Annotated in this window: 13 protein-coding genes and 1 pseudogene; 10 read left to right on the top strand and 4 right to left on the bottom strand. The window is 34.3% G+C overall.

The genetic code is table 11. The features are described from left to right. The first annotated feature begins 162 nt into the window (after positions 1–162). Both KKC46_00770 and efp read left to right on the top strand, forming a co-directional pair. Positions 163–651 (top strand): hypothetical protein, encoded by a 489-nt coding sequence (locus tag KKC46_00770; GenBank protein MBU1052346.1) that lies wholly within the window; start codon positions 163–165, stop codon positions 649–651. A gap of 9 nt (positions 652–660) precedes the next feature. Next, complete coding sequence (gene efp / locus KKC46_00775) at positions 661–1,230, top strand: elongation factor P (GenBank protein ID MBU1052347.1); 570 nt, start codon at positions 661–663, stop codon at positions 1,228–1,230. A gap of 41 nt (positions 1,231–1,271) precedes the next feature. On the opposite strand, the gene KKC46_00780 is transcribed toward efp, so the two are convergent. Together KKC46_00780 and KKC46_00785 are read right to left on the bottom strand one after the other, a co-directional pair. Next, positions 1,272–2,543, bottom strand: coding sequence for a hemolysin family protein (locus tag KKC46_00780; protein MBU1052348.1), 1,272 nt, complete (start codon positions 2,541–2,543; stop codon positions 1,272–1,274). After that, positions 2,540–3,553 (bottom strand): hemolysin family protein, encoded by a 1,014-nt coding sequence (locus KKC46_00785; protein MBU1052349.1) that lies wholly within the window; start codon positions 3,551–3,553, stop codon positions 2,540–2,542. The genes KKC46_00780 and KKC46_00785 overlap by 4 nt, the downstream gene beginning before the upstream one ends. 191 nt (positions 3,554–3,744) lie before the next feature. Between KKC46_00785 and KKC46_00790 the strand changes: the two genes are divergently transcribed. After that, positions 3,745–5,094 (top strand): phosphoglucosamine mutase, encoded by a 1,350-nt coding sequence (locus KKC46_00790; protein MBU1052350.1) that lies wholly within the window; start codon positions 3,745–3,747, stop codon positions 5,092–5,094. 65 nt (positions 5,095–5,159) lie between these two features. Here the strand turns inward: KKC46_00790 and KKC46_00795 are convergent, their stop codons facing one another. After that, positions 5,160–5,864, bottom strand: a complete 705-nt coding sequence (locus tag KKC46_00795; protein MBU1052351.1) for a Bax inhibitor-1/YccA family protein — start codon at positions 5,862–5,864, stop codon at positions 5,160–5,162. Between the two features lie 153 nt (positions 5,865–6,017). On the opposite strand from KKC46_00795, the gene KKC46_00800 reads away from it, so the two are divergent. From KKC46_00800 to fusA, 7 genes are all read left to right on the top strand, one after another. Further along, positions 6,018–6,293 carry a hypothetical protein gene (locus KKC46_00800; GenBank protein ID MBU1052352.1) on the top strand — a complete coding sequence of 92 codons (276 nt, stop codon included), beginning with the start codon at positions 6,018–6,020 and terminating at the stop codon, positions 6,291–6,293. Positions 6,294–6,414: 121 nt separating this feature from the next. Then, positions 6,415–7,758 (top strand): exodeoxyribonuclease VII large subunit, encoded by a 1,344-nt coding sequence (locus KKC46_00805; protein MBU1052353.1) that lies wholly within the window; start codon positions 6,415–6,417, stop codon positions 7,756–7,758. Then, a complete protein-coding gene (xseB, locus tag KKC46_00810) occupies positions 7,739–7,975 on the top strand; it encodes an exodeoxyribonuclease VII small subunit (GenBank protein ID MBU1052354.1) in 237 nt (78 codons plus the stop codon). Before KKC46_00805 ends, xseB begins: the two co-directional genes overlap by 20 nt. After that, a complete protein-coding gene (locus KKC46_00815) occupies positions 7,972–8,874 on the top strand; it encodes a polyprenyl synthetase family protein (protein ID MBU1052355.1) in 903 nt (300 codons plus the stop codon). The genes xseB and KKC46_00815 overlap by 4 nt, the downstream gene beginning before the upstream one ends. An 18-nt stretch (positions 8,875–8,892) precedes the next feature. Continuing rightward, the gene (dxs, locus tag KKC46_00820) at positions 8,893–10,776 is read left to right on the top strand and encodes a 1-deoxy-D-xylulose-5-phosphate synthase (protein MBU1052356.1); all 1,884 of its coding nucleotides are present in this window, start codon (positions 8,893–8,895) and stop codon (positions 10,774–10,776) included. Between the two features lie 15 nt (positions 10,777–10,791). Further along, complete coding sequence (locus KKC46_00825) at positions 10,792–11,547, top strand: TlyA family RNA methyltransferase (protein MBU1052357.1); 756 nt, start codon at positions 10,792–10,794, stop codon at positions 11,545–11,547. 105 nt (positions 11,548–11,652) lie between these two features. Further along, the gene (fusA, locus tag KKC46_00830; GenBank protein ID MBU1052358.1) at positions 11,653–13,722 is read left to right on the top strand and encodes an elongation factor G; all 2,070 of its coding nucleotides are present in this window, start codon (positions 11,653–11,655) and stop codon (positions 13,720–13,722) included. 485 nt (positions 13,723–14,207) lie between these two features. Here fusA and KKC46_00835 read toward each other — a convergent pair. Then, positions 14,208–14,603 (bottom strand): annotated as a pseudogene (locus KKC46_00835) (restriction endonuclease subunit R). Between the last annotated feature and the right edge of the window lie 138 nt (positions 14,604–14,741).

Raw genomic sequence — 14,741 nt, forward strand, 5'->3', positions numbered from 1 at the left:
CAAAGTTATACGCCGGACGGGGTGTCGCCTGTCTGGTTGACGATTCGGTAAAAAGAATCTGAACCGAGGAACCGGATGAGGGAAAACTTCAAGTCCGGGTCTGTGGGGGGAGCGTCGGGTAACCGATGCTTCTACCCGGAAAAGGACGATGGTTTTTTAAATATGCTTATAAACTTACAGGAAACTATAAAAATTAAATTTCCTGAAATTAAAATAATGCGCTCAATCCCCATTTCTCCACCCGGAGTTGACAAATTCATTTCTCCTGTTTTTTATGCAAAAAAATTTCAACATGTCAGCGATATATTTTTAACTGATACAATTATAACAAATGATTCAAATTCAGCTTCTGATGCACAGCCAGTAAACGGATTTGTAGGAATTACCGGCCTGACTTGTGATTGGGATGAGGCAAGAATTCTTGTTGATTCGGTTACTATTCCTGTGATATTGGCAGGTGGGCTTTCGCCTGACAATGTTTTTGATGGAATAATTAATGTAAAACCTGCTGGAGTTGACAGTTGCACACAAACAAATGCTTGTGATATTTACGGTAAACCTGTTAGATTTAAAAAAGATCTGACAAAAGTAAAACGTTTTGTCAAAGAGGCTAAAAAAGCTGAAAAACATTTAAACAAAAATGGAGGATAAGAAAATAAGATGTATGATAGCAGTGATCTGAAAAAAGGTCTTAAGATTGAAATAGATGGCGATCCGTATGTTATTGTGCAATTTGAATTTGTAAAGCCCGGAAAAGGGCAGGCTCTTTACAAATGTAAATTAAAAAATATGATTAACGGTTCGCAATTTGACCGCACATACAGATCCGGAGAAAAATTTAATGAAGCACAGCTTGAAGAGCAAGAAATGGAATATTTATATTCTGACAGCAGCGGTTATTGTTTTATGAATACCTCAACTTATTCTCAGGAATTTCTTAGTTCTGAACAAATTGGCGATGCCATAAATCTCTTAAAAGAAAATACAGTATGTAATGTATTGTTTTTTGGAGAAAAAGCAATCGAACTTTCTCTTCCAAATTTTTTAAATCTTCAAATAATTAAAGCCGATCCATGGGCAAAAGGTGATACGGCAGCCGGAAGCACCAAGCCTGCAACACTAGAAACAGGATATGTTCTTCAGGTTCCCCCCTTCATTGATGAAGGAGAATATATACGCATTGATACCCGTACAGGTCAATATGTTGAAAGGGTAAAAAATAAAAACTGATTATATTATAATGATTCGATTTTCAGGCAGCTATTTGATGGTTAGTTTGAGTTTTCCGGACTATTATGGATTTTATCAATTATTTCAACAATAATAGAATGAATAGATTTTTTGCTTGAGGATCGGATAGTAAATTGCATATTTTCATGAATTATAATTTCCCCATGTTTTGGAATTTTCCCCATGAGTTTGAGCAAAAAACCTCCTAGAGTTTCATAATCTTCTTTAGGAATATTTAAATTCATTAATTCATTTACATGTTCAATTTCCATTCTGGCATTTACAACAAACTTATTTAACCCGATTTTAATATATTGCTTAGTATCATCATCATATTCATCCTTAATTTCACCTACAACTTCTTCGAGTACATCCTCTATTGTGATTATTCCTACAGTTCCACCATATTCATCAAGCACTATAGCGATTGAGTTTCTTGTTTTCTGCAACAATGTTAAAAGATCATGAGCTTTCATTGATTCAGGAACGTAAGGGACTTCACGAACAAAAGGACCTATAATATTATTGTAATTGTTAACAGTAATTAAATCAATGGGATGAATGATGCCTATCAGATTATCAATTCTGCTTTTATAAACAGGAAGCCTTGAATAACCCGTTTTATTAATAGCATCTATTGCTTTTTCTACACTAGCCTTGGATGAAATGGCAGTGATATTTACAAGAGGAACCATAACATCAGATACATTTGATTCAAAAAGATGGAACGCTCTTCTTATGAGTTTTTTTTCTCCGGTTTCTAAGTCGCTTTCTTCTCCCTCGACAGAAAGAGCAAGCTCCAGTTCTTTTTTAGAAATGAAAATATTTTGTCCGGCAGCATCTTTTTGTATTAAACTGTAAAAAAATTTACTGGTGTAAAAGACAACGTATGTAACAGGAAAGATAATGCGGGAAACATATTTAAAAGGAAGTGCAATTTTTAAAGCCAATTCATCAGCTTTTTGCTGAAAAATTGTTCTGGGCAGGATTTCACCCAAAATTAATAAAAATGGAGTTATAATAATAATGGACCAAAACTCGCTGTTTTTCTGAAATATATTGTCAAACCAAACAGCAGTAAAAACAGAAGAGATGATAACAAATAAATTGGTGCCGGTACTTGTTATTGCAAGAGACCAATCAAGTCTTTCGATTAATTCAAGAAAACGGGCCGCCCCTTTATTACCCCTTCTTGCCAACTGCCTTATCTTTGTTTTATTTGAAGATAAAATAACCATTTCAGATCCGGAAAAAAATCCCTGAATCAGAATACACAGGCTTAAAACACAAATATTAATAACTATAACACTCAATTTAACTCCCCGTCATATTCGTCATAAATTTCTCCGAATAATTCCTCAAGAAGATCTTCCATTGTTACAAGGCCGGTGACTTTATTTTGTTTATTTATGCATATGGCAATGTGTATCCGTTTTTTCTTTAATATATGAAACAGCTCGTCAATTTTTATGTTTTCAGAAACAAAAAAAGGTTTTCTATAAATTTTTTGAGTTATCTTTATCTTTCCGTTTTGTTTTAATGAGTTAATTTTTAAAAGATCTTTTATATAAAGAATTCCAACAATATTTTCAGGACGATTATTATATATAGGTATCCTTAAATACTTGTTTTTTTGAATAGTTTTTATAGCTTTTTCAATTGTAATGTCCTGAGACAAAGAATAAATTTTATTAAGAGGTGTCATAACTTCAAAAGCATGAGTATCACTAAACTCAAAAACATTATGAATAAGATCGCGTTCTGCTTTATTAATTTCACCACTTTCATGACTTTGATCAACTAAAGCTCTGAATTCATCTTCCATAATGGCTGTTGAAACATGCTGTTTTTTAAATCCTATTATTTTTGCAAGTATAATAGAAATATTGTATAAAATAAATTTTATTGGAAAGATTATTTTTGAAAATATATTAAGCGGTATGCTGATAAATGGTGCAAACTTTTCATTATAGGTAATTGCCAGCGTTTTTGGTATTACTTCTGAAAAAATAAGTGTTAACGGTGCCATTACGGCCACCGCAATCCACTCACCGTATTCTAAGGAAATCGATACAAAAAGTGAGGTTGCAATTACCGAAGCTGCTATATTGACCATATCATTTCCAATTAAAATTGTAACAATAAGAGCTCTTGGCCTTGATAGTAGCTTATGTATAATTAATGATTTTTTGTTGTTATTTCTTTTGAGCCGTTCGCGCTGAATCGAAGATAGAGAAAAAAGTGCGGTTTCAGAGCCGGAAAACAACCCTGAAAATATTAGAAGAAGCAAAATGATTACCGAATATAATATTTTTATTTCCAAAGCAGTCCCATTATAAATTATTATTTTTGAATAATAACAATATATACGATATTAATATATTAAGCAATAACAATGCTGTACTTATGGGCCTATAAAAAATCAAAAAGAGATATAAATTTCTAACAATCGGAAGCAATTTGTGAGATAATAGCAAATCTTAACAAAATATATAAAAAAGGAATATTAAAAATATGCAAAAACTGTTTGGTACTGATGGCATAAGAGGTGTTGCAAACAAATATCCAATGACTCCTGAAATGGCTGTTGTTATCGGAAAAGCAGTTGCTTTAAAGTTTAAAAACAAAGACAGGCATTCATTTATTATAATAGGAAGAGATACACGCATATCAGGAAATATGATTGAATATGCTTTGGCATCAGGTATTTGCTCAATGGATGTTGATGTATTGCTTACAGGTATAGTGCCAACCCCTGCAGTTGCTTTTCTGGCATCTTCTTTAAAAGCAAATGCCGGGATAGTTGTTTCGGCTTCTCATAATCCATATTATGATAATGGTATTAAAATATTTAATGGGTCCGGCTATAAGCTTTCTGATGAAACAGAAACAGAAATTGAAAATTTAATAACAAACAATGATTCATTGTCCAAAAATATTCCGATTAAAAATGCAGGTTTGGTAAGTTTACTTAAAGATGCTCAAAAAAATTATATAGAGTTTCTGAAAAATACGATGCCTCTCGGTTTTTCTCTAAAAGGTATTAAAATGGTAATGGATTGTTCAAATGGAGCAACTTATGAAATAGCACCGGCCATTTTTTCTGACTTTGGCGCTGATGTTATAGTTTTAAATGTTAATCCGGACGGGAAAAATATTAACGATAATTGTGGTTCTGAACATGTTGATTCACTTATAAAAAAGGTCGTAGAGGCTAACGCCGATATTGGAATTGCATTTGATGGTGATGGTGACCGCCTGACAGCCGTTGATGAAAAAGGCAATGTATTATCAGGAGATAAAATACTTGCAATTGTTGCCTTATTCTTGAAGAATAATAGTATGTTATCAAATAATCATGTTGTAAGTACTGTTATGAGTAATTTAGGTCTTGCGACTTTATTTAAAGAAAACAATATTAATCATACTATGTCTCAGGTTGGAGATAGATATGTAATGCATGAAATGATGAAAACCGGTTCAATACTTGGTGGAGAAGACTCCGGTCATATTATATTTTTAAATCATCAAACTACCGGAGACGGAACATTGACTGCATTAAAATTGCTTGAATTGATGAAAGATGAATCAAAATCTCTTTCGGAGCTGGGAAAAATTATGAAAGTTTTTCCTCAAGTCTTAATAAATGTCAATGTATCAAAGAAACCGGATATAAATATAATTCCGGAGATTCAAAATTCTATCAAAAATGTTGAAGAAATTCTTGGAGAAAAGGGGAGGGTACTTATCAGGTATTCGGGCACACAACCAATTTGCAGGGTAATGGTTGAGGGGCCATCTCAAGAAGAAACCGATAAACTATGCAGATTTTTAGCTGATAAAGTAAAAGAAACCATAGGATAATTGTAAAAGTTATGTCTGCTGGCAATATCTGCATATCTTGCCAGCAGACAACTTGAAATTATGTTTTATCTTCTATCTCCTAATATTCTTAATAACATAAGAAAAAGATTGATAAAATCCAAATACAGTGAAAGCGCACCCAATATGGCTCCTTTTCTAACAACACCTGCATCGAGTCCTGAAGGCTGTGTCATTGCCATATTTTTTAATTTCTGCGTATCATATGCAGTTAATCCAACAAATACTATTACTCCGATATAGCTTATAATCATATTCATGGCAGAGCTTTTTATAAATATATTTACAACAGTGGCAATTATAATGCCTATCAATCCCATAGCCATGAATCCGCCCATTGAAGTTAAATCACGTTTTGTTGTCATTCCATAAATACTGCACGCAATAAATGTAGCAGCGCATATAAAAAATGTTGAGGTAATAGAGGAAGCTGTATATATAAGAAATATTACAGATAATGTTGCTCCGTTTAATGCCGCATAAATAATGAACATTGATGTTGCTGTAGATGCTTTTATTTTGTTTATTCTGGCACTTATTGTAAATACCATTACTAATTCAGCTATTATTAATCCGAAAAATATAAGTTTATTGCCAAATATCAAGCTTTGGATTCCCGGATCATTTGAAACATAAAAAGCAATAACACCAGTAATAGCGAGACCAATGCCCATCCAATTATAAACACTGCGTATGAACTCATTTACAAGAATTTGAGTCTGAGTGTTCTTTAGCGGATATGATTGTTGCATATTTTCCTCCTTTTAATTTTACTGTTTCATAAATATTTAAAAATAGTGTATATAAAATTATATGAATTGGATATAATTATAAAAGAATTTTATTTATTGGGATAATATAAATCATATATCTTTATATTTCAAGCAAATCTGGAAATGTATATTATGAAATCGGATCGATTATTTCAAGAGCTATTAAATATAATAGAAAAACTCAATGTTACAGTTAAAGAACAGAACTTGCGCAAATCAGGAATAAATATTAAAAGTGGAGTATGTAAAATAAAAGGGAAAGATTTTTTTATTTTAGATAAAAACCTTGCGAAAAATAAAAAAATTGAAATACTCGCTGAATTTATTAACAAGAACGAGTATGATGAGATTTATATTATTCCGGCAGTTCGTGATTATCTCAATAAATCCAAAATGGATCTTTTTTAGAGCCACAATTTCTGATAATATATTTTAGTTTACATAATATACATTATCAGACGTTATGAATAGGAGCTGTTCTCAAGGACAAAACTGTATTAATCCATTACTTTTTGATATCATATAATATATGGAAACAAAAATATTTTCTGTAACACAATTAACATCAGAATTAAAAAAATTGATTGAAGAAAAATATCCGCTTGTTTGGGTATATGGGGAGATTTCAAATTTAAGCACTCCATTTTCCGGGCATTTATATTTTACTTTAAAAGATGAATCAGCTCGCATTAATGCGATAATATTTAAAGGCCAGAAAAAGAATTTAAAATTCACACCTGAAAATGGCATGTCAGTAATAGGATTTGGAAGATTAGGTCTTTATGAGGCAAAAGGCTCTTATCAGATTATTTTTGAATACTTAGAGCCAAAAGGCATAGGATCTTTACAAATAGCATTTGAACAACTTAAAACAAAACTGTCTTCTGAAGGCCTTTTTGATGATAAATATAAAAAAAAGCTGCCTTTTCTTCCTGAAAATATCTATATCATAACTTCACCTTCAGGATCAGTATTATTTGATATTATTAATATAATTAATCGAAGATATTCAAGTGTAAATATAAAAATAATTCCTGTTTCCGTTCAAGGTGCCTCCTCAGAAGCTGAAATTGTTTCTGCAATAAAATTATTAAATGATCATGGTAATTCCGATGTTGCAATAATTGCTCGCGGAGGAGGATCTTTGGAAGAATTGCATGCCTTTAACTCAGAATCAGTGGCAAGAGCTATTTTTGAATCAAATATTCCCATTATATCTGCCATAGGCCATGAAACGGATTATACAATATCGGATTTTGTATCAGATTTAAGAGCCCCCACACCTTCAGCTGCTGCTGAAATTGCTGTTCCTCTGAAAAATGAACTTTTACTTAAAAACGAAAGATTATATATATCTTTAAAATCCAATATAGGTCGGTTATTAAATGAAAGCAGACACAATCTGTACAGTATAACAAAACAGATCAAGGACCCAAAAAACAAACTATATGATTTAATATTAAAAAATGAAGATTTTACCAAACGCTTGATAAGAGCCCAGGTTAATTTTATACATCAACATAAAGAACGCACCTTATGGAAGATTGATAAATTAAAAAATAATAATCCAGCACGATATGTATTAATATATAAAGATAACATTAAAAATAGTTTAAATAACATACATAAATCAATGATTAATAGAATCAATTATAGTAAGTATAAGATAAATGAGCTTTCAGCAAAATTAAGTGTTTTGGACCCCAAAGCTATTCTTAAGCGCGGATACAGTATCACCAGAACAATTCCGGAAAAGCATATTATACTGGATTCGGATAATGTAAGAATAGCACAACGCCTTGAAGTAATAATTAATAAAGGTTCATTAATATGCAGTGTTGAAAGGAAAATTAATGGCAAAGATGACATTTGAAACAGCAATGAATCAACTCGAAAATATAGTAAACGAACTTGAATCAGGAAACCTTTCTCTGGAAGACTCAATAAAAAAATTTGAAGAAGGAATCAAACTTTCTAAATATTGTTCTGCCAAGCTTGATGAAACCGAAAAAAAGATTACCCTACTTTTAAAAGATCAGGATGGAAATATTACCGAAAAGGAATTCTCACCTGAAAAGGTATCAGAATGACAAATAATGATTTTGACCTCAAATCATACTTTGCAGACAAAACGATTATAATAAAAAATGAATTAACTAAAATTATTAATGGATCTAATGTATCCGGGCAATTATTAAGGGCTATGGAATATTCCTTACTGTCTGAAGGAAAAAGAATAAGGCCAATCCTTTGCATTGCTGCGGCCGAATCTGTAGGCGGTAAACAATCAGATATTTTACCCGCAGCCTGCGCTATTGAAATGATTCACGCATATTCTTTAATACATGATGACCTTCCTGCTATTGATAACGATTTATTAAGAAGAGGAAAACCAACATGCCACGCTGCTTTTAATGAAGCTACAGCTATCCTTGCAGGTGATGCTTTGCTTACACTGGCATTTCAGGTGCTATCATCAGTTAAATTGCAAAATAATACGGATAGCGTAATATGGTTAAAAATAATACATTCCATTTCAACTGCGGCAGGTTATATGGGAATGATTGAAGGACAGATGAGAGATATTGCTTCGGAAAATAGCCAGATCTCTTTGCTGGAGCTGGAAAATTTACATTCTTTAAAAACCGGAGCTCTTATTACAGCATCTGTTGAAGCAGGAGCAATATTGGCAAATGCAAGTTTTGATCAAATCGAACAGTTAAAAGTATATTCAGAAAAAATTGGATTAGCCTTTCAAATAGCGGATGATCTTCTTAATATACATGGTGATCCAAATATTACCGGCAAACCCGTAGGAACCGATAAAGCACGTAAAAAAAGCACCTACCCTTCCCTTCTTGGTATTGTAGAATCAGAGCATTATGCAAAAAAACTGATAAAAGAAGCCTTGCATGCGCTTGCATTATTTGATAATAAATCAGACCCTCTTAGAGCTATTGCATTATATATTATTGAAAGAAAACGATAATTTTAAGGACAATCTTAGTTGAGCATACTAAACACAATTAATTCACCTGATGATTTAAAAAAAGTCCCTCGATCTGATCTTCCGGAGCTTGCTTCGGAAATACGAAGCTTAATAGTTGATATTGTTTCTAAAAATGGCGGACATCTTGCTTCAAGTTTAGGCGCTGTTGAACTGGCAATTGCCATTCATTATGTTTTCGATGTTCCCAATGACAAAGTCATCTGGGATGTAGGGCACCAGTCTTATGCACATAAGATTATTACCGGACGGCGGGAAAGTTTTCATACTCTGCGTAAGCATGAAGGTATTTGCGGCTTTACGCGGATGTGCGAAAGCCCGTATGATTCATTTTCAACAGGCCATAGCAGTACTTCAATTTCAGCAGGTCTTGGCATTGCCTGCGCAAAATCTTTAAAGAAAGAGAGTGATAAAGTTATAGCTGTTATCGGGGATGGTTCTATGACAGCAGGCCTTGCATATGAAGGCTTGAATCAAACCGGGTATCTTCATAAAAATAAAGATATTATTGTTATTCTAAACGACAATGACATGTCCATCGCAAAAAATGTAGGTGCCCTATCCTCTTTTTTAAGCAGAACATTTTCAAAAAAATATTTACAGGATCTAAGAAAAGAATTCGGGGAATTTTTAAAATCTCTTCCAAAAGTTGGAGATGATTTATATAAGTTTGCAAAACGTTCGGAAGAATCCTTTAAAACATTTGCCACACCCGGCATGTTGTTTGAGGCCTTTAATTTTGATTATTTCGGTCCGATCAATGGGCATAATATAAATCATCTTATAGATATTCTTGATAATATTAAACATCTTAGAGAACCGGCACTTCTACATGTCACAACAATCAAAGGCAAAGGATACCTTCCTGCCGAAAAAAACCCTATATATTTTCACGGAATCGGAAGTTTTAAGGTTAAAACCGGCGATAGCAATGGTACGAAAAACGGCATTCTAACCTATACGGAAGTATTCGGCAAAACAATGGTAGAGCTTGCCGGTAAAAATGACAAAATAATTGCGGTTACCGCTGCAATGCCAGAAGGAACAGGTCTTTCCGAATTTCATAAATTATTTCCCGAACGGTTTTTCGATGTTGGAATCGCCGAACAGCATGGAGTAACATTTTCAGCAGGGTTAGCTACTGAAGGTTTCAGGCCAGTCGTTGCAATATATTCAACTTTTCTGCAAAGAGCTTATGACCAGATTTTACATGACGTATGCATAGAAGCCCTTCCTGTTATATTTGCCATAGACAGGGCAGGCATAGTTGGTGAAGACGGGGCTACTCACAATGGATTATTTGATATTTCTTATTTGAGGAGCCTTCCCAATATGGTAGTTATGGCACCAAAAGATGAAAATGAGCTGCGCCGCATGCTTGTAACCGCTCTGTCTCATGACGGTCCCATAGCATTCAGATATCCGAGAGGAACAGGTGTTGGTGTTCCTCTGGAACAAGATATTAAACCACTCACGATTGGCAAAGGAGAAATACTAAAACAAGGAAAAGACATTCTTATTCTTGCAATTGGCCAGTCGGTTTGCGAATCATTAAAAGCATACGATAAATTAATATCTGAACATGGAATTAACGCAACAGTAGTAAACTGCCGTTTTGTAAAACCGCTTGATATCGAATTAATCAGCTCACTTATAAGAGAAATACCCCGCGTAATAACCGTTGAAGAACATGTCCTTCAGGGAGGATTCGGAAGTGCCGTGCTTGAATCTTTAAATGACATTGGTCTTTACAATTTTAAAATCAAACGCCTTGGGATACCGGATATCTTTGTTGATCATGGGCCTCAGGATCTGCTTAGAGCAAAATATAAGATTAATTCTGATGCGATAGTAAATGCAGCTTTAAAATTAATAGACTCATAGCAAGAATTACTCAAAATGTCTGAAAACAAGAAACGACTTGACATTGCCATGCATGAATGCGGACTGGCGCAAAGCAGGCAAAGAGCAAGAAGCCTTATTATGGCAGGAAAAGTACTTGTTAATGGGAACATTCGGGATAAACCTGGGTTTACGATCACAGAGACCGATACTCTGTCTCTTAAAGAACCGGATATGCCGTACGTAAGCAGAGGCGGAATTAAGCTTGAAGCAGCTTTTAAGGAATTTAAGATTAATGTAAATGAATTAGCATGCCTTGATGTTGGCGCATCAACCGGAGGCTTTACAGATTGTTTGCTTAAGCATGGCGCAAAAAAAGTTTTCGCAGTTGATGTTGGTTATGGCCAACTGGCATGGATTTTAAGACAAGACAAGAGGGTAGTTCCTATTGAACGAACCAATATAAGGTATATGAACCAGGAAATTCTTGGCTGTCTTGTTGATTTTGTTACCATAGATGTTTCATTTATATCATTAAAAACAGTTGTTCCTGCTATTCTTAAATTTTTAACCCCCAATGCTTTTATTGTTGCTTTAATTAAGCCGCAATTTGAGGTTGGAAAAGGGAAAGTTGGAAAAGGCGGTGTAGTTAAAGATACTTTATTGCATACTGAAGTTAAAAATAGTCTGTCAGATTTTTTTTTAAACACAGGATTCGATATAATTGGAATCATACCATCACCTATAACCGGTCCTAAAGGTAACAAGGAATTTTTAATTTACTTGAAATTTCTCAACAAAACAGAGATATAAATATATTAATAACCGATTTTTTGAGCTTGATTTTTTTTAAATATAAATATAACGATATAAGATTAAATGTAATTGATTTAAAAAACGATGCAGAGAGGAGTATAAATGAGTGAAAAGTTAGATAAATTAAGAAATATTGCTCTTGTTGGGCATGGTAGTTCCGGAAAAACATCTTTATCTGAAGTTATATTATTTAAAACAGGTATTATCAAACGGCTTTGCCGTGTGGAAGACGGAAATACCGCTATGGATTTTGAGCCTGAAGAATTGAAAAGGCTTATAAGCATCAGTAGCGGATTTCATACACTTAACTGGAAAAAGAACATCATTTCACTTATTGATACTCCGGGGGATCAAAATTTTTTCACAGATACAATCAACTGCATGCAAGCTGTAGACGGAGCTGTTGTAGTTGTTGATGCAGTTGACGGAGTTAAAGTGCAAACAGAAATGGCATGGGATTATGCCGATCAATTTGGACTTCCACGTATTATATTCATCAATAAGCTCGACCGCGAAAGGGCGGATTTTTTTCGCACATTCAAAGATGCCACTGATATTTTTAAACCGAAACCGATAATACTCCAAATGCCAATAGGCTCTGAATCCGAATTTAAAGGAGTTGTGGATCTGATATCAATGAAGTCGTATATATATGATTCGGATGGTAAAGTCACAATCGGAGACATACCGGCGGATATGCTTGAAGATGCAAACAAGGAGAAAGAAGCTCTTATTGAAAACATTGCTGAAGCAGATGACTCGCTTATTGAAAAATATCTTGAAGGAACGGATATTTCTGATGATGAAATCAAATCAGCTTTAAAACAAGGCACGATATCAAAAACATTTGTACCAGTTGTATGCGGTTCAGCTATTAAGGGCATAGGAATAGATCTTCTTCTGGATTTGGTTTCAACTTGCATGCCCTCACCTGCTGAAACTGCCCCCAGAAAAGGTGTGGATTCAAAAGGCAATGAAATCGAACGCAAACCTGATCCTGCCGCTCCTTTTTCGGCATTTGTTTTTAAAACGGTTGCTGACCCCTATGCCGGACGCCTTTCAATAATAAAAATAGTGTCAGGCACACTTGGTGAAAGCGGAAATTTTTACAACATGAATAAGTCTTCAAGGGAGCGATATAACCAACTTCTTGCTATTGCAGGAAAGGAGCAAAAACCCATAACTGAAGCCGGTCCCGGAGAAATTATTACTGTTGCCAAACTGAAAGAAACTACGACAGGCGATACATTATGTGATGAATCCAATAAAATACTATTTGAGTGCGCCAAACCTCTTCCAAGTTTAATTTCTTTTGCAGTTGGATCAAAAGTTAAGGGAGAAGAAGATAAGATATTTATCTCATTATCAAAAATATTGGAAGAAGATACTGCTTTAAAACTGGAACGAAATGCCGAAACAAAGGAAATACTTCTTTCAGGAAGAGGACAGGTTCATATTGAAGTTGTAGTTGAAAAATTAAAACGAAAATTCAATGTTGACACCCAACTTGACACCCCAAAAGTTCCATATAAAGAAACCATCAAGAAAAAAGTCAGAGTTCAGGGCAGGCATAAAAAACAATCCGGTGGTCATGGCCAGTTTGGTGATTGCTGGATTCAGATGGAACCTTTGCCAAAAGGCAGTGGCTTTGAATTTGTTGATTCAATTGTAGGCGGGGCTATTCCTAAACAATATATTCCTGCTGTTGAAAAAGGTATAATAGAGTCTGCTCAAAGAGGTGTTCTCGCAGGATTTCCATGTGTTGATTTCAAGGTAACCTTAGATGACGGATCATTTCATGCTGTTGATTCATCGGAAATGGCTTTTAAAGTTGCAGGCTCACTCGCATTTAAAAAAGCTGTTTTAGAAGCAAAGCCGGTTCTCCTTGAACCAATCATGAAAGTTACTATTACAACTCCTGAAGAATACATGGGCGATATAATGGGTAATCTAAACAGCAGAAGAGGCAGAGTTCTTGGTATGGACTCAGCCGGTAAAAATCAAATAATTATCGCTAATGTTCCGATGTCTGAATTTCTTTCTTATGAGCCTGACCTAAGATCAATGACCGGAGGCCGCGGTATTTACGCCATGGAATTTTCTCATCTTGACGAAGTCCCGGCTCAGATTGCAGAAAAAGTTATTGAAGAGGCAAATAAAGAGAAAGAATAAATAAAGGGTTCAAGGATTCAAGGGGCCGCCAAGGGTTCAAGGGAAAAGAGATAAGCTAATAAGTTGATACGTTACTTTCACTTGAACCCTCGAATCCTCGGCCCTTTAAAACTATTTCTATTGATTGTTCCCACCCATAAGCTTTCTTGAATACACTTTTTCCCAATTATAACCATAATGAAATGATCCAATTCATGCTTTGACCTGCGAAAACCTTCGAATCTTAAATAGTTTTTTTTGCCGACCGAGATTATTTGTTTTTAAAAATATCTGGAAATATCAAATTCTGTATTAAGTTTTGTTATTACAGACTTATCAAAGGTTTTTCAATTTAGATGATACTTTCATCTTTCATATGGATATCTTTCATCAAAGGAATGTTTGGGTTTAACCGAATCTATCAACTTCTTTGCTTTTTTAATTTCATTCATTTTCAAACTTGCCAGTATTTTTTATCCGTAGCCAGAACCACGAAAGCTGATTTCTTAATTCATTATCATATCTCGCAATGACTGGTAAGAATCAATCACATCATATTTAATATCCGTATGTCCCAGGGCTTCAAAATGTTTCCTCGCATAACTGATTTTTTTCTGTTCGATCTCTTTCAGTTGCAGCGTTTCCATACTTCCCTTGGTTTCAGCAATGAAATACACATACTTAAACTTGTCGGTATTAAAAACTATTGCCCAATCGGGGTTATAATTTCCAAGTGGTGTTGGAATTTTAAAACCCCTGGGTAGTTTTGCATAAACGAGAACTTCTTCGCATTCAAGATCAGATGCAAATTTTCTCTCAATATCAGAATCCGTTTTTACATAATCATGCACATGTTTTTTGACTTCCAGAATGTTCCTGGCAAGGGAACCTTTAAAATTATTGTAATTATTCAGCGTCATTTTAATATATACTCCCGTTCACATAAGAAAGTCGGGCAATTTGCCTTTAAACAATAGCTCCAACGCCTGACTTGCCTTAACTCCATGCTTACGGCAAGTCGACAAATAGCTTCGAATTCG

Source organism: Pseudomonadota bacterium, assembly GCA_018817425.1.
GTDB lineage: Bacteria > Desulfobacterota > Desulfobacteria > Desulfobacterales > RPRI01 > RPRI01.

Coding starts and splice junctions, on each gene's coding strand:
- KKC46_00770 (MBU1052346.1), top strand. CDS start 163: ATGCTTATAAACTTACAGGAAACTATAAAAATTAAATTTCCTGAAATT.
- efp (MBU1052347.1), top strand. CDS start 661: ATGTATGATAGCAGTGATCTGAAAAAAGGTCTTAAGATTGAAATAGAT.
- KKC46_00790 (MBU1052350.1), top strand. CDS start 3,745: ATGCAAAAACTGTTTGGTACTGATGGCATAAGAGGTGTTGCAAACAAA.
- KKC46_00795 (MBU1052351.1), bottom strand. CDS start 5,864: ATGCAACAATCATATCCGCTAAAGAACACTCAGACTCAAATTCTTGTA.
- KKC46_00800 (MBU1052352.1), top strand. CDS start 6,018: ATGAAATCGGATCGATTATTTCAAGAGCTATTAAATATAATAGAAAAA.
- KKC46_00805 (MBU1052353.1), top strand. CDS start 6,415: ATGGAAACAAAAATATTTTCTGTAACACAATTAACATCAGAATTAAAA.
- xseB (MBU1052354.1), top strand. CDS start 7,739: ATGGCAAAGATGACATTTGAAACAGCAATGAATCAACTCGAAAATATA.
- KKC46_00815 (MBU1052355.1), top strand. CDS start 7,972: ATGACAAATAATGATTTTGACCTCAAATCATACTTTGCAGACAAAACG.
- KKC46_00825 (MBU1052357.1), top strand. CDS start 10,792: ATGTCTGAAAACAAGAAACGACTTGACATTGCCATGCATGAATGCGGA.
- fusA (MBU1052358.1), top strand. CDS start 11,653: ATGAGTGAAAAGTTAGATAAATTAAGAAATATTGCTCTTGTTGGGCAT.